Here is a 23,085-nt window from a genome sequence, read left to right as displayed (position 1 = left end):
TAAATGTAGTAAGACAGGCGGGTTTACTTCCTTCCGAAATCCGCCGGTATTTCTCCCCATTCGGAGGTTTCCCATTTAAGGATGCGGGTGGTGTAGGTGTTTGTGTTGAGCCAGCGTTCGGCACGTTCTATGAGGTCGAATATGGGTTTGTTGGCAGGTTCGCGTTCGAGTAGGGTCTTGCACTTCTTCTTCTGTATCCAGAGGATGGCGTTGCGGCTATCCGAATAGAGGGGAAGGTCGCTACCGTTTTGTTTCAGAAAGGCAAGCCCGTGTACAATGGCCAGAAATTCGCCGATGTTGTTTGTTCCCCGCTTCAGGGGGCCTATGCGAAAGACCTCTTGCCCTGTTGCGGTGTATACACCCCGGTATTCCATGTCGCCCGGGTTGCCGCTGCAGGCGGCGTCTACAGCCAGGCTTTCGTTGATGGGCTTCCCGACGGGTTGTGCCGGCGACAGTTTTGCCGCGGCTCTGGAGGAGGCCGTTGTCTTCAGGTAGTGCATGTAGCCTTTTTCGTAGGCAACGACGGCCTCTTCTTCGGTTTCGAACGATTTGTATTTGGCGCCGTCTTGTCCTTCTACCTGGGCTTTGCAGTCTGCCCAATTATCATAGACGCCCGGAGCAACTCCTTTCCATACGACGTAGTATTTATTCTTTGCCATGCTTGCCTTGTTGTTTTTCGCAAAGGTAGTATAATTATCCGTGACCTCCCAGTTCGGAGGCGTCTTTAGCATACTCCCGGTAGGCTTGTGCCCAGGCTTCCATGGTGTCTGTGCCTAGGCTCCCGGACGAAGCTCCCTACCTAGGGAGAAATAATCTCCTTAGCTAGGGAGAAATAATCTCCCTACTTAGGGAGCAATCATCTCCCTACCTAGGGAGATTGATGCGGTAGGAGGGGTATGATGTCTCCCGTCCGAGGCTTCGGACGGGTGTATGGTGTACGCTAGAGGAGGAGCCGGGTTAGAGCTTTAGCTTGGCTCGTGTGCCGGCCGGAATGGCATCTTTGTGTACCATGATGTAGATGGTCTTGGCACGTACGAAGCTGTCCGACATGTTGAGGTAGCCGCCAAAGGCGTTGCGGTCTGTCCCCCAGGAGTTCTTGGTGATGTAATACTTTGTACCGTTCTGGTCTTTGGCGATGCCGGTGATGTGCATCAGGTGATCGTCGGTGGTGACAAAGGCTTCGAAGCCTTGTTGGCGTACTTCGGGTGTGACGTTTATTTCCGGACAGGGTTGTTCAAACTTGTAGACTTCGTCCAGGCGTTCTTTCATGTCCATCTTCTCGAAACGGGCGCGGTCGGTGGTAGAGAAGTCTTCTACTTTTACGACTTCGGGGTTGATGGCTACACCGTTTTTGAAGGAGAAGCCTTTTTCGCTTACGTCGCCGTCCCAGCATACGGTATAGCCGTTGCCCAGGGCGCTGTCTATTACGGATATCAATTCGTCGAGCGGGAGGTTATACATTAGCTCGTGTTCCCAGTTGTCGGGCACTTCGGGACTGAACGGTTTATAGTAGGGGTGGTGCGTGAAACTGGTTAGTTCGATATAATCGTCCATGTCGAGCCCAAGGGAGGCGGCAAACGTTTTGGGGGTGTATTCCTTCCCTTTGTAGGTGAACTTTTCGGGGAGTTTGCCCAGATAGGTGTCGAACAGGTTGTTTATCAGCTTGTCGTATTCGGGGCTGCGGTGGCGTAGTTGTATGGCCACGTTGGCTATGGCGTGGAGGTACTTGACCAGTTCGCCGTGGTTATGGCGATCCGAATTGTAGTTGATGCCTGTGTAGGCCTCTTCGGGTACTACGCCTACCTGGTCGAAGGCGTGTTTGTAGGTGTGCGAGAGGCTTCCTTGCCCGATATTGCCTTTTCCTTCGCGCAGGTAGTTGTCTTGCAACTGGTTCATGTACTTCTGGCGTACGATGAACATTTCGGAGAGGTCGTACGTGCCTTTTCCCATACGCAGCAGCTCGGATTCGAGGAATGATGTGGTGGCAAAGCACCAGCATGTGCCTGTTGATGCCTGGTTCTTTACAGGCGTGGCCGGCAGTTTGACCACTTCGGTGAATTGGTAGCCTTGTGCATAGGCTCCGCCGGCAGCCAGCAGGAGGGCACAGGATAAAACAAGTGTTTTCATATGTGTAAATTATTAGAATCCTCTTGCAAATATTTTCCAGAACTCGTCGGCAAGGTTTTGCCAGTGTTGCATGGTGGCTCCGGCAAAGTCGGCCGTATATCCGGTCAGGAAGGCATTGGCGGCAGCGTCGCCCTTTTCTGCCCGTATGGCTTGGTAGCGGCTTTCTACAAAGGGCATTTCTGCTTGTCCTTTTTCTTCAAAGTGGGCGATGCCCTGGTTTACGAATTCCTTTGTCAAGCCCCAGCGTACGGTGGCTAGCTTATTTGCTTTGCGGTATTTCCAGATGGCGGCATCGTCGCGGTGGCGGTGTTGCCCGCAGATGTTGAAGGGTTCGGGCAGCTTTGTTGTTCCGCAGAAGATTGGGAAGCGGGGGCTTTCGCCGGGGTTGTCCAATGCCATCCATACTACGCCTCCAACGGCATCGGGCAGCCAGCTTCTTAGTTGTATCACGGTGGAATAGGAGCATTGGGGTACGGCTACCAGACGGTTGCGCGTCACGGCGCCTTCGCGGACGGCGTTCAGCATATTGATCATGTCTGTTGGCATCCACGGATTGGCGGCGGGGCTGATGATGGTGTCGGTCGTGTTTGTTTCTTTGTCCTTTACGGCTACCTTCAGGTTCTTGGTGACGTCCCATTCCGTCCCTTCGTATGTTTGGCGAAGCAGGGCCATTACGTCGGTAACGTTTACAGGCTTGTCCGGTTTTACGCTGATTGGCAGTTCTTCCTGGTCGAACGACAGCTTTAGCGAAGGGGCAAGCGCATTCAGAATGAAGTATTCGCGTACGCTGAATGATTTCGGTTCTCCAAAGTAATTGGCGCCCGCGTATGCTTTCCAGAACTTGAAGGGCTCTTTGCCGTCCCAGTATCCCAGTCTGCGGGCTACGTCGTAAACGTTGGCCGAGGCCATGCAGTTGTCCTTGTCTTTTAGGTCGAGAGTCGAAATGCGTGGGATGTTGGCCGATACGCCTACATGATCGTCGGGTATGCGTACGGCAGCCCATACACCGCCTATTTTGTCGGGCCCTTCTCCAAAGAGTTCAAAGTGCCATACTTCGCGGGTGTCTGCAATGGTAAGGCATTCGCCTGAATCGCCATAACCGTATTTGGCAACCAGTTCGCCTATCAGGCGGATGGCATCACGGGCGGTTGTGCAGCGTTGTAAGGCTATCTTTTCGAGTTCTTCAATTACGAACATGCCTTTGGGGTTCTCCAGTTCTTTGCGGCCGGAGATGGTGGTCTCGCCTATGCCCAGTTGTTTTTCATTCAGGCAGGGATAGGCTGTGTTAAGATATCGGTAGGTGGTATGCGCTTCGGGGATGGAGCCTTTATATTCCATCCGGTTCTGATCGTTGTAGTATTCGGTGTGCATCCTGCCGGTATAGATAGCAACAGTGGTGTCGTTGTTGTGTGTAGTTCCCGGTATGATATCCATCCATGTGCGGTAATTGCCGTCGCATGTATGGCTGGTTATGACAGAGCCGTCTGCCGATGCTTTCTTTCCCACCATGATGCTGGTGCAACTTTCCGGAGAATTAACAGGCTGTGAGTATTCAATTTCCTGTGCAATGACGGGTCCCCCGCAAATTAGCAGAGCGAGGACAAGGTTAACTATTTTATTCATATTGTTGTATGTTTTTAGGAACAGCGTGTAAAGATATAAAAAAAGCGATACCTTGTAAAGATACCGCTTAGTTGTTTTATCTGTTAAATCTTTTCTTCCTTGCGTCCCGTTCGGAAGAACTTCTGCGCCAGGGTTTATCCGAGCTGCGTCCTTTGCGATCTCCTCCTCCGAAGTCTCTGCCGTCGCGTTTGCCTTTGAAGCTGCTTCCTCCGCGTCCTTTGCGGTCTCCTCCTGCGCCTTTCTGGGCTTGTGCCGGTTCCACGGAAATACGGCGGCCTTCTATTTCGAAGCCGTTCATACTGTCCATAACGCGCTTTGATTCGCCTTCTTCTACTTCAAAGAATGAGAAGTTGTCGCGCAAATCTATCTTGCCGATGCGTACTTTGCCGGGAACGCATTTGTTGACAAGTTCTATCAGTTGGTTCGGGAATAATCCGTCCGCTTTACCGAAGTTAAGGAAAAAGCGTGCAAAGCCTTCTTCTGCTTCATGGCCGCGACGACTGCCGCGTTCCCCTCTCTCTCCGCGTTCAGATCGTGAACTGCGTTCGTCTACTACATGGATTTCGTCTGCATCTTTGTAATAGTCTATCATGCGGTTGAATTCCATGGATACAACGCGTTTGATAATGTCTTCTTTGTCCAGCCATTCCAGTTTACGGAAGATGGAGGGCATAAGTGAAGCGATTTCTTCTTCGTCTACTTTTACTTTCTCAATCTGGTCTACCAGGTTGAACAACTGCTTTTCGCAGATTGCATGTCCGCTCGGGATTTCTCCTTTTTCGAACTTCTTGTTCAGTATGCGTTCTATTTCGCGGATTTTGCCTTTTTCTTTTATATGGCAGATAGCGATGGAGATACCGGTTTTGCCTGCACGTCCTGTACGTCCGCTTCGGTGTGTGTATGATTCCACTTCATCAGGCAAGCCATAATTAATAACATGTGTCAGGTCGTCAACGTCCAGTCCTCTGGCTGCTACATCTGTTGCTACCAGCAGTTGGATGTTTTTTACGCGGAACTTCTGCATTACATAGTCGCGCTGCGCCTGGCTCAGTTCTCCGTGTAAGGAGTCGGCATTGTAGCCATCCTGTATCAGCTTATCGGCAATCTCCTGTGTCTCTTTACGTGTACGGCAGAAAATGATACCGTATATGTTGGGGTAAAAGTCTGCAATACGTTTTAGCGCCAGGTATTTATCGCGCGCATGAACCATGTAGTAAACATGCTTGATGTTTTTATTGCCCTCATTCTTCCGTCCGATAACGATCTCTTTCGGGTTGTTCATGTATTTCTTTGTAATGCTGGCAATGCCCTGTGGCATTGTAGCAGAGAACAGTAGCATATTGCGTGAAGCAGGAACTTCCGCCAGAATTGCGTTAATGCTGTCGGTAAAGCCCATGTTCAGCATTTCGTCCGCTTCGTCCAGAATTACATTCTTTATATTGCTAAGATCTACCGTTTTACGGTTCATTAAATCCAGCAGACGTCCCGGAGTGGCAACTACTACGTGCACTCCTCTTTTCAGCATCTTTATCTGGCTTTCTATGCTTGATCCGCCATATACGGGTAATACTTTCAGATTATCGATATATTTGGAATAATCATTCAGATCGTCTGCGATCTGCAAACAAAGTTCGCGGGTAGGACATAGGATAAGAGCTTGTGGCTGATATATATGAACGTCAATTTTTTGTAGGATCGGCAAACCGAATGCTGCAGTTTTCCCTGTTCCTGTCTGTGCGAGTGCGATTACGTCATTATCTTCTCCCAGTAAGAAAGGAATCACTTCCTCTTGTACGGGCATGGGCGATTCGTAGCCCATTTCTTGAATTGCCTTTAATATAGGTGCGGCAACTCCTAATTCTTCAAATGTTTTCAAAATGCGATGTTATATATTGTGTATAATATTCAGAACGTGCAAAGGTACGCAAATAATTTTGATACACATTAATATAGAAGCATATCTTTTATTTGTTCACGTTTCTTTTCTGTTAATCCTAAACCTTTTGACAGGTATTTGTTTACTGACCCGTATTCTTTTATAATTTTTTGGGAGGTCAGATCCATTAAAGATATATTCGCTGTGAGCAGGACTGTTATGCTTTCCTGGGCATCTGTGCTGAGATCACGAGCCTGATAAGCGAGATGCCCTACATCGATATAGTTGTTGGAGGCTAAATAATCCTGTTCAATGATATCTTCGGGTATTCCTAACGCGGAAAGTAATATGAATGCAAGAAAGCCTGAGCGGTCTTTGCCTAAAGAACAGTTAAACAGGATAGGGTAATTGTCTGCATTTTCAAATAGAGCTAATGCCTTTGCAAACTGTGCACTGTTGTCTGTTACGAATTGCAAATACTGGTCTTGCATATAAAGGATGGCATCCCCTTTTTTTATTTTATCTTCCTTGATACGTTGAGGTATTTCTGCCATTTTCCCTGCGGAAACGGGTATATGAACAATATTTGCATTGCTGTAACGGATAGGGGCTGCGGCAATCTCCTGGTCTGTGCGAAGATCGATAATCGTTTTTATTCCAAGGTTGTTCAGTCGGATGGTGTCTAGTTCGGTTAAGGAACTTAATTGTCCGGAACGAAAAACTTTGCCCCATTTAGTCATTTTATTATGCTTATTGAAATACCCCCCTAAATCGCGGAGATTTTGTATGCTATCCATTATAACAGACCGGGCGCCTACTTTCTGGTAATATTTATCATTGAATGACAATAGAAAGTATTTCCGGGTGATATTGTCATTTGTAATATAAGTGGAGACACCATCCCTGATATTTGCGTATCCGGCCGGAATTGCCGTGTTGAATGTTTCAGGATTATCGGAAACATATATTTTCAGTGTCCCTTCAATCTGAGGATCTGTTTCCCATTTGATTATGTAATTGCCAATGTCGTCGCGTAAACAAAGGGAATGTATATCCGGCGTATTGGAAGTACATCCTATAAGTGTAGTTATACTGGTGAATAAAAAAAGAATTTTACCAATCATCGTTGTTTTACAATATGCTTTGTTTACAAAGATAATAAAAACGGAATCTTTTGTAGCCTGGCTTAATGTTATTTAAGACTGTCTCGGATAAGTGGCTGCAAATTCTTCGGATATGTAATTGTTATAGCTTTGACATACCTCCGATGCAAAATCCATACCGCAGCGTATGATTTTCTCCCACTTTTCTTTACTTAACGTATTCAGGTCCGCATAGCGTACATCTTGTTGCAACAGGCCGAAAATAATTCCTGCATTAAAATTATCGCCGGCTCCTATTGTACTTACGGGACGAATGGAAGGGGCATCAAAATGCTCATTCATCGTATTGGTGAATAGGTTTACTCCGTTTTCGCCATGCGTCGAAATAAAACGGCTGCAATAGAATTTGATATGTTCTTTATATACGGTTTGCATGTCTGTTTTGCCAAACAGATTTAGAAAGTCTTCATCCGAACCGCGTACTATATCTGCATATTCAAGGTTTTCAAGAACGGTTGGAGTCAGGCGGATTGCTTCGTGGGCATGCGCCTTGCGAAAATTCGGGTCATAATAAATAATGGCCTTTCTTTCGTGTGCGTATTGTAAAAATTCAATCATCCGGTTTCTTAATACCGGATTAAGGGAATAGTAAGAACCGAATATGAATATATCGTCTTCATTGATACGGGGTAATGCAACTTCGAGCCGTTGTGCCGGATAATCTTTATAAAAGATATAATTGGCATTATTTTCATCATTCAGGAAAGCTAAAGAAACAGGGCTTTTTCCATCAGGAAAACAATCTACAAAGTCGGTAGAAATATGGTTCTTTTCCATAAACTTTCGTATGATTTCCCCGACCCGGTCATTTCCTATTTCGCTGATAAAAGAAACCGGGACGCCTATCCGCCCTAATGATACCAGCCCGTTAAATACAGATCCTCCCGGTACGGCCGTATGCGGTTGGTCTCCTTTGAATATGATATCGAGGATAGTTTCTCCGATGCCAATTACTTTTCTCATAGCGTATTATTCATTTTTGCTTTGTTCGCGGCTTTTTGATCCCAAATAGCCGCCATGATGCCGTTTGGCGTAGTCTTTATTATTGAAGTTAATACGCTTCATCGTGCTGACTACCAGAATATCTCCAATAACGGTCATTACGGTTGTGGATGTGGTAGGCGTAAGCCCTAAAGGACAAACTTCTTTAGGAGCACCGGTTAACAAACAGACTGTAGCCGCATTGGCTAAAGGACTATCCGGATTGCTGGTTATAACGATAAATTTCATATCGGGAGCCAATCCTTGTGTCAATTCTACTAATTCGACTAACTCACGTGTTTTGCCGGAATTGGATATAAGCAACATAATGTCATTATCCCTGACAATGCCCAGATCGCCGTGTTGGGCTTCGCTTGGATGCAGAAAGAATGCGGGAGTGCCGGTAGAGCTGAAAGTTGTAGCGATGTTCATCGCGATTTGTCCGGCTTTGCCCATTCCGCTCGTAATCAGCTTTCCTCCCAGTTTGTGTACGTGATGTGTAATGAGTGATACGGCTTCTTCATAACCCGGAGAAATAGGAATATTACGTACTGCTTGGGCTTCCTGTTCCAATAATAAAGAGATGCTCTCGTGTGTCATAACTGTCGTTTGTAATATTTAACGGCCTGATTGTTTTTTAATACCGATTTGCAAAAGTACCTACTTTTGGTGATACTCGCATAATAAGAACCTTATAATTTCATCCCGATCATTTTAGAAAATCATCGGGATGAATTTGAAAAACGATCCCGATCGTTTATGATAAATGGATTAAAGGCAAACATGGATATACTTTTGTGTTTTGTAAAAAGAACAATATATTATATGTACTTTTGCGGCGTAATTTAAGTAAAGGTAGAAATGGAATACTTTTCTCATACATTATCTAACGGGCTTCGGATTGTTCATCTTCCTGTCGATTCTCCTGTGTCTTATTGCGGATTTGCGGTTAATGCCGGTACGCGTGATGAAAATGCAGACGAATTTGGCTTGGCTCATTTTGTGGAACACATGGTGTTTAAAGGAACGAAGAAGAGGAAAGCCTGGCATATCCTGAACCGGATGGAGAATGTGGGCGGAGAGCTAAATGCTTATACAACAAAAGAAGAGACTTTTGTGTATTCTGTTTTTATGGAGGAACATTACCGGCGGGCTTTTGAATTACTTATCGACCTGATATTTTATTCTCAATTTCCGGAACAAGAGATAGAAAAAGAGGTGGATGTGATTCTGGACGAAATTAATTCGTATGAAGACAGTCCCTCCGAATTGATATTTGATGAATTTGAAAACCTGCTCTTTAAGGATCACGCATTAGGGCATAACATATTAGGGGATGAAAAATCCCTTTTGAGCTTTGACTCCGGATCAGGACGTTCTTTTATGCGTCGTTTTTATGCTCCCGAAAACATGGTGTTTTTCTCTATGGGACGTATCTCTTTTAGTAAGATCGTGAAAATGGCTGAAAATGCCTTGACGGGAATCTCATTTCCGATGGCTGAACGTGTCCGTAAAGCACCTGGCCCTATTCTTCCCTGTGAAAGAAAAATACATAAAGATACGCATCAGGCACATGTGCTGATTGGAGGCCGGGCTTACAGTATGTTTGATGAGAAACGTATTCCGTTGTTTCTCCTTAATAATTTATTGGGCGGTCCGGGAATGAATAACCGTTTAAATGTATCGCTCAGGGAAAAAAACGGATTGGTGTATAACGTAGAGTCTAATGTCACCTCTTATACCGATACCGGACTGGCAAGTATTTACTTCGGTACCGATCCTAAAAATAAAGAAAAAGCGATCCGGCTTGTGCATAAGGAACTGGATAAATTACGTGATGTGAAATTGTCGGCAACGCAATTGAGTGCTGCGAAGAAACAGGTTATTGGACAATTAGGTGTGTCGGGCGACAATCGTGAAGGTCTTTTTTTAGGTCTGGGGAAAAGCTTTCTTCATTATAATCGTTATGATACATTATCCGAAGTGTTCGCTAAGGTAGAAAAACTGACAGCCGAAGAGATACAGGAGGTAGCAAATGAAATTTTTGCCCTCGATAATTTATCAAGTCTTATTTATGAATAATGGTTTTTACCAGCATTCTATTTCCCCTTTGAGCTCCGGTATATCGGATTTGGAAAATACCGGGTTTTTAATGCCTTTCTTTTTCTGTAAAAGATAATCTTTTAGTAAGAGAAACGCTTGTTTGCTGAGTAAAGAGATGGCTATCAGATTACAGATTGTCATCAGCCCCATTGTAACATCCGCCAGGCTCCATGCCAGATCCAAGCTTGCCAATGCTCCGAACATGACCATGCCGCCTACCAGCAGACGGTAAAGAAACAATATGCTTTTCCTTGAAGTGATGAAACGGATATTTGCTTCTCCGTAATAATAGTTACCAATAATACTGCTGAAAGCGAAAAGCAGAATTGCTAAAGCCACGAAAATACTGCCTATATTGCCAACTTCGTTTGTCAGGGCATGTTGTGTGAGTTGTACGCCATTGATGGAACCGTCCAGCGGCGCACCGCTGAACAGGATAATAAATGCTGTGCACGTACATATAATTAATGTGTCGGTAAATACGCCCAAGGCCTGTATTAATCCTTGCTTTACCGGGTGCGACACATCTGCTGTGGCTGCTACGTTGGGAGCCGATCCCATACCTGCCTCATTACTGAATAATCCTCGCTTGATACCTTGCATAAGTGCAGCCCCTACAGCTCCTCCGGCCATTTGTTCCCAACCGAAAGCATTAGCAATGATGGTTTCGAATACCTCGGGTAACCGGGTGATATTGAATAAGACGATTCCCAATGCCAGGGCGATATATCCTAACGCCATTACCGGAACAACGATACTGCTCACTTTAGCAATCCGCTGTATGCCTCCAAATATGATAAGTAAGGTGAGTATTGTAATAATTACTCCTGCCAGAACGTGGTCTATGCCAAATGCCCCTTCCCATGCGGCACAAATGGTATTGCTTTGTACCGAGTTGAAGGCAAAGCCGAATGTAATGGAAATCAATATGGCAAATAATACTCCCATCCATCTCAGTTTCAGTCCGTACAGCATGTAGTAGGCCGGGCCGCCGATAAACGATTCTTTCCCTTTTCTTTTATATAATTGTGCCAAAGTAGATTCTACAAACGCACTTGACGAACCCAGCAAAGCAATCAGCCACATCCAGAATACGGCTCCCGGGCCGCCAACTGCAATTGCAGTTGCTACGCCTGCCAGGTTGCCTGTGCCTACACGGCTGGCCAGTGATACGGCAAATGCCTGAAACGAAGAAACATGTTTCTCTTCCTTATTATGCGTGGTACCGGAATCTCCTAATAAACGAATCATTTCCCCGATCATGCGGAATTGTACGAAACGGGTTTTCAGGGTAAACCATACGGCACAACCCAATAACATAACGATTAATATGTATGACCAAAGAATTTCATTTATTCCACTGATCCATCCGTTTAATATATCCATAAAGGTAGCTTTTCAAAATAATAAATTTATCTGATGCAAACATACATAAAAATCTATATATATGGATGTTGCTGAATGATCTCTGAGTTTTATTAGGATTTTTTGCTTTTGAAATGTAACCAGTAATGGTGTTGTGTCGTCTTATCAACAAAAACAAATTACAAGCGGGACGGACCATCCTGCGAAGAAGAAATAACACAATAGCATTATGAAACGGATAAGTATGGTGATCGTGCTGCTTTGCTGCATGGTAACAGAAGTTTTTGCCCAAAATTTAATGATAAAAGGACAAGTGAAAAATGCCCAAAGCAATGAGACATTGGAATTTGCCAATGTAGTATTGCAAACGCGCGACTCGGTTTTTGTTCAGGGCACGACTACAAATGAAAAGGGGAATTTTTCGCTTGATAAAGTAATGCCAGGCAATTATATATTAGTCGTTTCCAGTCTTGGATATAATACAGGATATATAACGTTGGATGGTTTTTCTAAGAGCGTTGTACTTGGCGATATTTTGCTGGGAGACGCGGCTGTGTCTCTGGATAATGTAACAGTTACTGCATCAGGACAGACAAGTCGTATGGATCGCAAGATTGTTTTTCCTTCCGAACGTCAGTTGAAGGCTTCTTCTAATGGAATGGATCTGCTTCAGCAAATGATGTTGCCGCGTGTTCAGGTAGATGTGTTGAACAACCAGATTAAGATGCCGGGAAATGGGGTGGTTCAATTACGTATTAACGGGGTGAAGGTTGAACAGGAAGATATAAAGGCCTTGATTCCTTCTGATATTATCCGTATAGAGTATCATGATAATCCGGGGCTTCGTTATGGAAACGCCGATATTGTATTGGATTATATCGTGCGCCGTCCGGACACCGGAGGTAGTTTTGCTGTGGATATGGCACAGGGATTGAATGCTATGTGGGGAGAATATAATGCGTCGGCTAAGGTGAATCATAAAAAATCGGAGTGGGGTGCTTACTATCGGATCGGTCCGCGCGATTTCTACGGACTGAAACGTAATAATGAAGAAGAATTCCATTTGGCAGACGGGACATCATTAAACCGCGTAGAAATTGGAGAACCGGCACGGGGCCGTATGTTCATGCATAATCTGAATCTGAATTACAGTTATCAGGAACCTGAAAAATATATGTTTAATGCTGCTTTTCGCTATAATACCACGCACCAGCCGTATTGGGATTATAGAGGCGTATTGATGAATAAGAAAAATCCGGATGATAAGGTGGATATGATCGACCGTAATGACAATGATTATAAAACCCCGGCTTTGGATTTATATTATCAGCGGAATTTAAAGAATGACCAGACCCTGGTTTTTAATCTGGTCGGAACCTATAACAAGACAAAAACAGCCCGTGTTTATAAAGAGAGCCGCAATGAAGAAGTGCTGACGGATATTAATAACAGGGTTAATGGCGAGAAATATTCATTGATCGGGGAAGCCATTTATGAGAAAAAACTGGGTAATGCCAACCGTATAAGCGGAGGTGTGCGGCATACGCAATCGTATTCGGATAATGCTTATATCAACGGGCATAATTATAAGACCCACATGGTACAGGCAGAAACCTTTATGTATGGCGAGTTTAAAGGGAAATTAAAGAAAGTGGATTATTCTTTGGGAGTAGGAGTAAGCCGTTCTTATTATAATCAGCGTGGTTCGGACGAAGAGTATGAACGCTATACGGTTAATCCCCGGTTAACTCTTTTCTGTCCGCTTCCCGGTGAGTCTTCTGTCCGTCTTAAAGCAACTATTGGGAATGTGACTCCTTCATTAGGCGAATTGAGTGCTATTGACCAGATGATTGACTCTTTGCAGATACAACGCGGTAACCCGGATCTGAAAACATATATGAGTTATTATACCGAATTGAATTATGAGTTCCGCAAAGGTTTGTTTTATACCAATTTTACCGGTGCTTATGAGTATCAACCTGATGCTATCATGGATGAAAAGTATCAGGAAGGGAATAAGATTATCCAGACCTGGGATAACCAGAAGAACTGGCAACGTGTGGTTGCAAATGCCAATATAAAATTCGGCCCTGTTAAAGATATTTTCCAGATTTCTTTTGATGGTGGTGTGAATCATTATATAAGTAACGGAAATGCCTATAGACATCGTTACACGAATTGGTGGTGCGACGTTAATGCATCCGTAACCTGGAAGAAATGGTCGCTTTGGTATATGGTGATCACAAATTGGAACTGGTTTAAGGGTGAGACATTGACCGGCGGAGAAAATATACAAGGCATTATGTTGAGCTATCGCCATAAGGGTTTAAATGTAGGGATGCGTGTAATAAACCCGTTTACGGATAATTATAAGGTTGAAACGGAGAATTGGAACAAGTATGCTTCTTATAAACGGTCGATGTATATAAAGGAAAGCTCACGCTTGTTTGTAGCAACTGTTTCTTATAATTTCTCTTTCGGACGCAAATACAGTGCCGGACAGAAGAAACTTAATAACTCCGATAATGATTCGGGCGTTATGAGTACAGGAAAATAAAAATACTCATACACTTTGCTGTTTTTTTAATCAAAGGACAGGTAAGGGACTAAATGTTCCTTGTCTGTCTTTGTAAACTCTTCAAGTAACTGCAGGTTTTCCCATCCGGAAAGTCTGCCTTTTTGCTTTACCAGTTGTTCGATGCAGCGAGCTTGCCGGTAACTGATATAAGGATGTTTGCTTAGCTTTTTCGATGACATTATGTTAACATGAAGCTGACAGATCAATGACACATCTACCGTAAACCACGATTTCATTGCTTCATATCGTTCTTCGTCTATTCCATAGACTTCGCTAAGCTGTGTAACAGAGTAAAATCCGCCTAATAAGTTCCGGTACTTGATGATGCGCCGTGCAAAGGTGCTTCCAATGCCCGGAACTTTCTTTAAGATGGTGGTGTCGGCAGAGTTCAATTCTACGATTGTCCCTTCAGGGAATTTCCGGGTATAAAAAGACTTTCTTTCGGATGAAATTCTATTTTCTCCCCGAAGGAATCCGGATTTCTTCCGAAAGGAATGCTTGGGACTTTGGGAACCGGATGATGGATTCTTGCTTTGCGGATTGTTGGTACGGGTTGCTTCGGATGGAACGGCCGTGTTGTTAAATGAAGCCGTTGCCTTAGGCAAATCGGCCTCTTGTTTATTTTCTTTGAATTGTAAAGCGAGCCACGAAAGAGAGATCAGTATAAGTAATACGGTTAATGCTCTCCTTTCTCCTTTCGAGAAATAAAATAAATCACGCCAGTTCATAGTTCCAGGTTTTAATAATATGTGTTGTAAAGATAGGAGTTACCTTTTGATAGGCAAGTAACTCCTGTCTTTTATTTTAGAAAAGGCGGGTGATCCATTTGATAAGGCCTAGCTCATTTACAAAGATGATACCGATTGCAACCGGGGCAATGTACTTTATGAAAAAGGCGTATGTGTTGAACAGGTAAAACTTGACAGTCCCTTTATTCGTCAGTTCTGCTTTCAATACTTTTTTATCAATGCGCACCCCTACAAATATACAGATGAACATGCCTCCCAGCGGCATCATGATCTTGGCCGTGAGATAGTCCAATGCATTGAAGATGGTCAGGCCACCTATGGTAAACTCCTTCAGCATGCCGAAAGAGAGGGAACAGAGGATAGCAATAACAGATACGCCTGCGGAGACAAACCAGGCTGCTTTTTTTCTTGTCATGTGATATTCTTCGTGTACGTAGGCTGTGGCTACTTCATGTAAAGAAATTGTGGATGTAAGTGCCGCCAGTGCCAGAAGGATAAAAAAGATCAGCGACCAGATATTGCCGAAAGGCAGTTGCTCGAATACGTTCGGGAGGGTGATAAATACCAGTTCTGGCCCGGCAGTCGGTTCAATACCGAAACTGAATACCGCCGGAAATATCATGATCCCTGCAAGCAACGCTACCAATGTGTTCAGAGCAATAACTTGTATGGCTGTCAGCTGTAGTTTCGTATCGCTCGAAAAATAAGAAGAATAAGTGATAAGACATCCCATGCCTATACTCATCGCAAAGAATGTTTGCCCCATTGCACTTAAGATAACCGATGATGTAATTTTATCGAAATCCGGTTTAAACAAGAACGAAAGCCCTTCGGACGCTCCGTCCAGAGTAATAGAGCGTACACATAAGATGAGTAATATCAGGAACAATGCCGGCATCATTATTTTGGATGCCCGTTCAATTCCTTTTTCTACACCCGAGATAATGATGAAATGGGTCAGTGCCACGAATATCAGTGTCCAGCCGATAGGTCGTAAGGCGCTACTTGAAAAGGTTTCGAAATCGGCAGTAAATTCGGATGCCGATTTGCCGGCCAGTGAACCGGATATAGCCTGCCATATATATTCCAGCGTCCAGCCGGAAACAACCGAATAGAATCCGAGAATAAGAAAGGCGGCCAATACACCGTTGTAACCAATCAGACTCCACTTCGTACCGGGTGCCAGTTTCTTAAATGCTCCGGCTGCATTGCTGCGTGAGTGGCGGCCTATAAAGAACTCCGTAATCATGATCGGAAGCCCGAACAAAACGGTGCAGATAATAAATACCAGCAGGAATGCACCTCCTCCGTTTGCTCCTACCATATATGGGAAACGCCAGATACTGCCTAGCCCTACGGCACAACCTACGGTGGCTAGTATTACTCCTATCTTGCTTCCGAATGTTACTCTGTTATTTTGTGTCATATAAAAAATACTTGATTTGGTTTATTCTAATACCACGCCGTCTTTGATGTGTATAACCCGGTCTACGTTCGATGCTAATTGTTCGTCGTGGGTTACGATGATGAATGTTTGTTTCATCTGCTCCCGCAATTCAAAAAAGAGCGCATGCAATTCTTCTTTGTTCTTCGTGTCCAGGCTGCCGGACGGTTCATCGGCAAGGATAACTGCCGGATTGTTGATCAAGGCGCGTGCTACGGCTACCCGTTGCTTCTCTCCGCCGGAGAGTTCGGCCGGTTTGTGGCCCATGCGGTCGGACAGCTTCAGGAAATCGAGCATCTCTTTCGCTCTTTTTTCGGCAACTCCCGGTTTTTCTTTGGCTATTAGTGCCGGAATCATTACGTTTTCCAGTGCTGTGAACTCGGGTAAAAGCTGGTGGAACTGAAATACGAAACCTATATTTTTGTTGCGGAAAGCAGCCAGCTCTTTGTCTTTGAGCCGTCCGGTTTCTGTTCCGTTAATGGTTAAACGTCCACTGTCCGGTGAGTCCAGGGTTCCGATGATTTGAAGAAGTGTCGTTTTTCCGGCTCCACTGGGACCGATGATGGCTACTATTTCACTTTTTTCTATCGTGAGGTCGATGCCTTTCAGTACTTGAAGGGTGCCGAAGCTTTTCGTTATTCCTTGGGTTTGAATCATATCGATTGGCAGTTGAAAATAATAATTGACGATTAAATATTGCGTATTACGTGGGAGGCCAGATAACAACCAAACAGGGCTGGCATATAGGATACCGTGCCGGTGGTTGATCGCTTGCATTGTTCGTTGTCTATTTCTATGATGGCATCCGGATTGGCCATTTCGGTTGAGAAGACAACCGGTACGCCGCGATTGATGCCCATTCCGCGGAGCCGTTTCCTGACGGCTTTGGCAAGGGCACAGCTGCATGTTTTCGATATATCGTCGATCTTGACTTGCGACGGATCTGTTTTGGCTCCGGCTCCCATAGAGGAAATAATAGGAATGCCCCGCTGGCAGGCGTGATAAATGAGGAATACTTTGGGGCTGAGTGAGTCGATTGCATCGACAATGAAGTCGAATTTTGCCGATAGCACTTCTTCTGTCCGTTCGTCGCGAAGGAATTCGTTAATTACCGTCAGCTTTAGTTTGGGATTTATGTCCGTCAGACGGCTGGCCATTACTTCTGCTTTGGGTTTCCCCAGGGTGGAATGAAGTGCGGGAAGTTGCCGGTTGAGGTTGCTTTCGTTTACCGTATCGGCGTCAACAATTGTCATGTGGCCAATTCCGGCGCGGCAAATCTGTTCTGCTGCATAAGCACCTACGCCGCCCAGTCCAACGACCAATACATGCGCTTTGGCAAGATATTCCATGCGGTCTGCTCCCAGCAAAAGTTCCGTCCGTGTATTCCAACTGTAACTCATTTATCTTTTTTTGATTACAAAAGTAATAAAACAGAAGGAATTGGCTTTGGATTCTTTATATTTTAACGAAGAAGGAGCTTCGGAGTGGTACAAAACTATCACCGGAGCGCCGGCGAAACCTCTGTAGGGCTACAAAGGCTTGCCGGCGCTCCGGTAACTATTTTGTAGGGGTACGAAACCATTGCAGCTACGCCGGTGATCATTTTGTAGGGCTACAAAACCTTCGCCGGCGCTCCGCTGATACGTTTGTACCCCTACAGAGGCTTCGCCAGCGTGTGGGTCATACTTTTGTAGGGGTACGGAGCTATCCGGGCTTAATCCCGGATAGGAAATTCGGTAATGCGAAGCGTTGTGCAGCCATACGGAATCAATTCGATCGGTTCTTCCTTGCCGGTATCTTCGCCAATTTGGATGTAATAGGCTACGTCTGCAGCCGAGCCGCGGGATAGTGTCCATCCGTTCAGCCGTTTTCCTTTTGCCTTGATCTTAACAGGCGCGTTTTCCACGTTCCAGGGATAAGTTGAAACAGAGGCGCTTTTTTCTACAATGAACGATTTTCCGATAGATTCGGGGCGCAGGTCTTTGTGTGACAAAGCATAGTTCCACGGGCTGTCTGAAGTTACTTCATAATACCACGGGCCATAAATTGCAGCCTTCTCGGGTTCAAAGTTTTTCTTCTCCCATTTCTCGTCCATCTTCAGTGCATAGAGTAACGGCCCGCGTTTAATTACGGCAGCACCGTCGTACCATTGTTCGGATTCTACCTGCATTGGGAATTGGATGCTTAATTGATCGCCGTTCTTCCACTTGCGGTTGATGCGTGTAATTTCGCCGGCAAAAGCTTCGCATTCCAATGTTTGTCCGTTAAGCATGATTACCGGGTTCTGGCACCAGGCCGGGATGCGCAAATGGATCGGGAAGAATGCCTCTTTTGCCTTCTCCGGGAAATGGATGTCGAATAGGACTTGTTCGTCAAACGGATAGTTTGTTTTTTCGTCAATCTTTACCGTAACATTGTCTGCTACTTTGGCTGTTACCACAGACGGCGCGTAAACCAGGGCGGCTATTCCGTTGTCTGCCGTGGCATACCAGAGGTTTTGCACCAGCTTAGGCCAGCCCTGATGAAGATTGGACGTGCAACAAGGATAACCTGTAAGTGTTCCGAAAAGAATGTCCGTATCTTCGTGTGGAGTTACGAAGTTGCGCCATTCGCGTGAAACGGTTACCTGATTTGTCTGCTGGTAATACTGGCGGGCATCGTAATTGTCCGTAACCTGTGTTGGCAGGGCGTTGTAAGCTACGCGTTCCAGATGATCTGCCCATTGCACGTCGCCGGTTATTTCCAGCATTTTTTCCAAAGAAAGCATCATTTCGACGGCTGTACAGAGTTCGGATCCGGTTGTAGGGCTGCCAAACCGTAATAATTCGTCGCCTCCCCATAATCCGGTAGGCAGGCCTATCGTGTTGCGGATCGTGTTGCAGGCGGTTTTTACGGCTTCCAGTTGTTTTTTGTCTCCGCTTTGCTGATAGTAGATAACGGGTTCTTTGAATCCTTGTCCCAGATTTACACAGTGCAGGCTGTGCTGGCGGGCAAGATAATCTTTTTCAAGGAAAATCTTAGTCCAGTCAAACGTCTGTTTGTGGATCAGTTCACCCAGATCGAGCAGGAATTTATCTCCGGTGATGTTGTAAAGCCAATATACAATCATCAGGTTATCGCCTCCGCGTTGTTCTCCCCAGAAAGTCCATTTGCCCAGGGGAGAGGTTGGCAACTCATTAAGCTGGTATTTGAAATAGTTTGTGAGGAATGGGATGACGCGCTGGTCGCCGGTTGCCGAATAATATTGCTGCATGATTTTCAGCACCACCATCTTGGGCCACCAGTCGTGGGTGTTGTCGCGTTGCAGACCGGGTTCGTAGGGGCGGTCGGTATCGGGGCCGAAATAGCCGTTCTCTTTTTGTGAGGCTAGCGTCCATTCGATCCAGGGCTTAACCTTTTCGATCAGCTTCTGGTCGTTCATGATGTAGGCTAACGGAAGAAGACCGTCTATCCAGTACGGCCCGCGTTCCCAGACGTCGCCGTCACCTCCGAGCCAGCCGTTGCGTTGTCCCATAACTTTCTCGTATATCTGGTCGAGGTTGCCGGTCATGCCATCGGCCATGCGCTTTAGTTGTTCGTTCAGCCATCCGGACGGTTTGATTGTTCCGATGGGAAGCTCCATATAGGGTTTTGTAACCAAAGGATAACGATTGTTTTGATAATTCAGATTGATACTTTCATTTCTTCCGGCTTCCGTGTTTGCAGACAGCGGAGCAGCCGTAATGAAAGCCGCCAGTGCGGCCATTGCTACGTGTTTCATGGTCGTGATTTAATTAGAGAATTATAAAGAATTTAATAACACTTCCCAAAAATAGGTATTTATTTCTGAAAAGTGTTATTGCGGATAAATAATCGACCGTACCCGATCTGTTTGTCAATCCTGAGTACGGCGGGGTTCAATTGGAGGTAGCGGGCCAAACTCGCCATGTGCGGCCGCCTTGATGCTGTAGTTTTTGTACATCCAATGTTCGCGATACCAGGTACAGGGCTTGAACTCATCGTTAAGTTCTTTCATCTTGCCGCTCATTCCGGTTCTTAATTTATTCAAGACACCGGCATATTCTTCCTTATCGATAACGTTCTGTTTCAGATGAGGATCTTTTTCTCTGTCGAACAGCAGTTCCGAGCCGTCTACCAGATATTTGGCATAAGTATAGCGCTTGTCGCGAACGGCACGCCACTCAAAGCCGTCTTTCCATTGATAAGTATGTCCCATTCCCTGCATGAAAGCGAATGGAGGTTCTTCCCCTTTTTCATGGCGAAGAATAAAACTCAGGTCTTTGCCTTCCATTTCCTGTGGAATCTGTTTATCCAATCCCATTAATCCTAAAAGGGTGGGAGTAATATCCGGTGTATTCAGGCAGGCATCGCTTTCTCCTTTGGTTCCTAATTTGGGGTAACGGATCAGGAAAGGGATGCGTGCGGCTTCATCGTAAAACGTCAGTTTGTACATCTTGCCTTGCGATGCGAACATTTCTCCGTGGTCGGAGGTAAAGACAACAATCGTGTTGTCGGCAATCCCCATGTCGTCTATAGCCGATAATATGCGTCCGAATTCTTCATCGATTGAATTAACCATAGAGTAGTAGCAACGCATGGTTTCCTGATAGCCCCCTCCTTTAATGAAGCTTTCTTTCCAGGCGGAATCGCCGTCAAAGAATTCCTGAGGAACACGGTCCATATATTTGTCCGGAACGTTGCTGAAATTGTCCGGCAGCTCAAATCGGGTGTTTTTAAACTTCTCGTAACAACTTTCTTGAACATTCTCTTTTATCCACGGGTCATGCGTTGGATTCCATGAGAGGAACAAGGCAAACGGTTTGTCTTTATTCGCTTCTTTTTTAATGTAATCTACGGCTAATCCTGTAAAGACATCCGGGCCGTATTGCCCGGTTAAGTCCACTTTTACCTGTTCTCCGTTTTCATCATCCGTGTAGTAATACGATTTATAACTGTCGTGGTTGAATGAATAGGCAGCCCAGTATCCATTGAAACCCATGCGTTCGGGGCCACGTTCGTAGCTTCGGCGATGCTGGTCGTTGAGGTGCATTTTTCCGATATACCCCAGATTATATCCGGCATCGTTTAATACGTGGGCTATTGTACGATGGTTCGGGTTCATATTGATTTCATTTATTACCATGCCTGTCGAGCTTGTATATTTCCCCGTGAAAAGACATGAGCGGTAAGGGGCGCTTACCGGAGTTACCGAAACAGCATTTTCGAAATTGACGGCTTGCCTGGCAAAACCATCGATATTAGGTGTAATGGCTTTGGCATCTCCGGCATACCCCAGCACATCTGCCCGTAATTGATCTGCGAATACGTAGATCAGGTTGGGGCGGGATTGTTCTTGTGCCGACAGGGTAATGCCGGATAATAAAAAACCAACTCCCAAAACACTACAATTGAATATCTTCATATTATATAATTATTAATTCGTTGAAAATACATTATTCGTAATTAGGATTCTGGCTTAACTTGCTGTTGGAATCCAAAACACGCTGGGGTATTGGGAATACGGAACGATAATCGCTGCTGTTTTCATGCGATAACCATTTTGCTTTAGTGTACGTACCAAAACGGATCATGTCGCGTCTTCTTGTGAATTCTCCGGCAAACTCCCAGCCTAATTCATCATAGAAGCGTCCGAATTGTTCGGGCATACGCGTATTCTGCGGAGTAAGCGTATAATTAGTAACTGTTCCATATTTGTAGGAAGATGGTTCTTGAAGTTGTGCACCGGTAACATTCGCCTTTTCAGGATGATCTTTAAAAGCCCGTGCTCTGACTGTACTAACCAGTTGGGCAGCTTCGTCGGCTTTGCCTGTGCGTAACAGCGACTCGGCTTTCATCATGAATAATTGTGCCAGACGGAAAATGACGAAGTCATTGTTTAAACCAGCACGGGCACCTTGTTCTATTTCATATTTGAGCCATCTTACGCCTTCACCTTCGCCAACGTTTATGCCATTTGGCATTTTGTTCTCATATACAAGCGGCTTGTTGTTCATATCCGTAAATCCTACACAAGGATCTCCGTTCGCTTTAAATTGGGGACCTGATAACCACGTTGCATTCAATCTTGCATCGTCCGGGTCATACGTATCGATAAATTGGGGCACTCCTTTATAAGAGCCGGTTCCGCTAGGCGTAGCTTCCAGATTGTAAGTATCTTTATTTGCTTTATGCAGTGCATCGCGATAATATTGGAATCCATTAGCATAAATTTCATCATACGGAACCACCAGAATGTTTTCCAAAGAGTTTTCGTTATGTGTAGAAAATGGAGTCTTGTAATCTGCATCCAGTTGGTATTTACCCGAATTAAGAACAGCATTGCATTCTTCAATACATTTGTCCCACATCGGCGTTCCTACATATACTTCTGCATTCAGATAAACATTAGCAAGTAGTGCATGCGCAGCCCATTTGGTGAATCGTCCGTATGTATCGTTTGTTTTGTCTGTAGGCAGATCTTCAATTACGGCCTTGATTTCGGATGTTACAAAATCAAACATCTCTTGTCTGGTGGAATTGGAAGGCAGATCGTTTGATGGTTCTGTCATTAACGGCGCGTTATTCCAATTATCCATAATAATCCAGTAGTGGAAAGCGCGCAAAGCACGTACCTCTGCTATCAATCGCTTTTCATTCTCGTTCGCTGCAAGTGGAAATTCTTTATTATTAAGCTGACTTAAAACCCGGTTTGCCAAAATTACTCCCGTATATTGATTTTTCCATAAATCGAGAATAAGCGTTTGCTCCGAATTCCACATGTGGAGGTGCATACGCCGGTACACACCTCCGTCGTCCCATCCGCCAATCATATTTGCAGGCATTATTATTTCGTCCGAAGAAATCTCTTGTGTCCGGTTTCCTGCGCCGTAGTAGCCTCTTAAGTTTGCATATATGGAACCAACGGCTTTTGTTGCGTCACCAAGAGTATAGTTATAAGAGCTTTCTGTGATGGAAGAATATACCTTTTCATCGAGGTTTGTGCAAGCAGAAGTCATAAGGAGTGCTGTTGCACCGAATGCCAATAGATGTATATTGAATTTATTCATGATTTTCTA

Annotated in this window: 17 protein-coding genes; 2 read left to right on the top strand and 15 right to left on the bottom strand. The window is 45.1% G+C overall.

The window, feature by feature from the left end:
- Positions 1-23: 23 nt before the first annotated feature.
- From CTY47_RS10565 to CTY47_RS10535, 7 genes are all read right to left on the bottom strand, one after another.
- A complete protein-coding gene (locus tag CTY47_RS10565; protein WP_099464708.1) occupies positions 24-659 on the bottom strand; it encodes a ribonuclease H1 domain-containing protein in 636 nt (211 codons plus the stop codon).
- A 298-nt stretch (positions 660-957) separates the two neighbouring features.
- Positions 958-2,127: a C1 family peptidase gene (locus CTY47_RS10560; protein WP_099464707.1), complete on the bottom strand. Its 1,170-nt coding sequence runs from the start codon at positions 2,125-2,127 to the stop codon at positions 958-960.
- A gap of 12 nt (positions 2,128-2,139) precedes the next feature.
- The gene (locus CTY47_RS10555) at positions 2,140-3,750 is read right to left on the bottom strand and encodes a dipeptidase (RefSeq protein WP_099464706.1); all 1,611 of its coding nucleotides are present in this window, start codon (positions 3,748-3,750) and stop codon (positions 2,140-2,142) included.
- A 76-nt stretch (positions 3,751-3,826) separates the two neighbouring features.
- Positions 3,827-5,569 carry a DEAD/DEAH box helicase gene (locus CTY47_RS10550; RefSeq protein ID WP_099464882.1) on the bottom strand — a complete coding sequence of 581 codons (1,743 nt, stop codon included), beginning with the start codon at positions 5,567-5,569 and terminating at the stop codon, positions 3,827-3,829.
- A gap of 125 nt (positions 5,570-5,694) precedes the next feature.
- Entirely contained in the window at positions 5,695-6,750 is a 1,056-nt protein-coding gene (locus tag CTY47_RS10545; RefSeq protein ID WP_099464705.1) for a tyrosine-protein phosphatase, read from the bottom strand.
- A 72-nt stretch (positions 6,751-6,822) separates the two neighbouring features.
- Positions 6,823-7,752 carry a carbohydrate kinase family protein gene (locus tag CTY47_RS10540; protein ID WP_099464704.1) on the bottom strand — a complete coding sequence of 310 codons (930 nt, stop codon included), beginning with the start codon at positions 7,750-7,752 and terminating at the stop codon, positions 6,823-6,825.
- A gap of 6 nt (positions 7,753-7,758) precedes the next feature.
- Positions 7,759-8,370 (bottom strand): SIS domain-containing protein, encoded by a 612-nt coding sequence (locus CTY47_RS10535; protein ID WP_099464703.1) that lies wholly within the window; start codon positions 8,368-8,370, stop codon positions 7,759-7,761.
- A gap of 261 nt (positions 8,371-8,631) precedes the next feature.
- On the opposite strand from CTY47_RS10535, the gene CTY47_RS10530 reads away from it, so the two are divergent.
- On the top strand, positions 8,632-9,852 hold the full coding sequence (locus tag CTY47_RS10530; protein WP_099464702.1) for a M16 family metallopeptidase: 1,221 nt from the start codon (positions 8,632-8,634) through the stop codon (positions 9,850-9,852).
- Between the two features lie 6 nt (positions 9,853-9,858).
- Here CTY47_RS10530 and CTY47_RS10525 read toward each other — a convergent pair whose 3' ends face one another.
- The gene (locus tag CTY47_RS10525) at positions 9,859-11,259 is read right to left on the bottom strand and encodes an alanine/glycine:cation symporter family protein (RefSeq protein WP_099464701.1); all 1,401 of its coding nucleotides are present in this window, start codon (positions 11,257-11,259) and stop codon (positions 9,859-9,861) included.
- Positions 11,260-11,467: 208 nt separating this feature from the next.
- On the opposite strand from CTY47_RS10525, the gene CTY47_RS10520 reads away from it, so the two are divergent.
- The gene (locus tag CTY47_RS10520; RefSeq protein ID WP_099464700.1) at positions 11,468-13,795 is read left to right on the top strand and encodes a TonB-dependent receptor; all 2,328 of its coding nucleotides are present in this window, start codon (positions 11,468-11,470) and stop codon (positions 13,793-13,795) included.
- A gap of 26 nt (positions 13,796-13,821) precedes the next feature.
- Here the strand turns inward: CTY47_RS10520 and CTY47_RS10515 are convergent, their stop codons facing one another.
- The 7 genes from CTY47_RS10515 to CTY47_RS10485 all read right to left on the bottom strand — a co-directional run bounded on the left by CTY47_RS10515 (position 13,822) and on the right by CTY47_RS10485 (position 23,076).
- Positions 13,822-14,544, bottom strand: coding sequence for a ComEA family DNA-binding protein (locus CTY47_RS10515; RefSeq protein WP_099464699.1), 723 nt, complete (start codon positions 14,542-14,544; stop codon positions 13,822-13,824).
- 76 nt (positions 14,545-14,620) lie between these two features.
- Complete coding sequence (locus CTY47_RS10510; protein WP_099464698.1) at positions 14,621-15,991, bottom strand: sodium-dependent transporter; 1,371 nt, start codon at positions 15,989-15,991, stop codon at positions 14,621-14,623.
- A gap of 21 nt (positions 15,992-16,012) precedes the next feature.
- On the bottom strand, positions 16,013-16,666 hold the full coding sequence (locus tag CTY47_RS10505; protein ID WP_099464697.1) for an ABC transporter ATP-binding protein: 654 nt from the start codon (positions 16,664-16,666) through the stop codon (positions 16,013-16,015).
- 32 nt (positions 16,667-16,698) lie between these two features.
- Positions 16,699-17,409 carry a tRNA threonylcarbamoyladenosine dehydratase gene (locus CTY47_RS10500; protein ID WP_099464696.1) on the bottom strand — a complete coding sequence of 237 codons (711 nt, stop codon included), beginning with the start codon at positions 17,407-17,409 and terminating at the stop codon, positions 16,699-16,701.
- 314 nt (positions 17,410-17,723) lie between these two features.
- Positions 17,724-19,769, bottom strand: coding sequence for a beta-L-arabinofuranosidase domain-containing protein (locus CTY47_RS10495; protein ID WP_099464695.1), 2,046 nt, complete (start codon positions 19,767-19,769; stop codon positions 17,724-17,726).
- Between the two features lie 114 nt (positions 19,770-19,883).
- Entirely contained in the window at positions 19,884-21,431 is a 1,548-nt protein-coding gene (locus tag CTY47_RS10490; RefSeq protein ID WP_099464694.1) for a sulfatase family protein, read from the bottom strand.
- Positions 21,432-21,462: 31 nt separating this feature from the next.
- Entirely contained in the window at positions 21,463-23,076 is a 1,614-nt protein-coding gene (locus tag CTY47_RS10485) for a RagB/SusD family nutrient uptake outer membrane protein (protein WP_099464693.1), read from the bottom strand.
- Positions 23,077-23,085 lie beyond the last annotated feature (9 nt).

The organism is Parabacteroides provencensis (genome assembly GCF_900232875.1).
GTDB classification, from domain to species: domain Bacteria; phylum Bacteroidota; class Bacteroidia; order Bacteroidales; family Tannerellaceae; genus Parabacteroides; species Parabacteroides chinchillae.
This window is presented reverse-complemented; position numbering and strand designations above follow the sequence as displayed.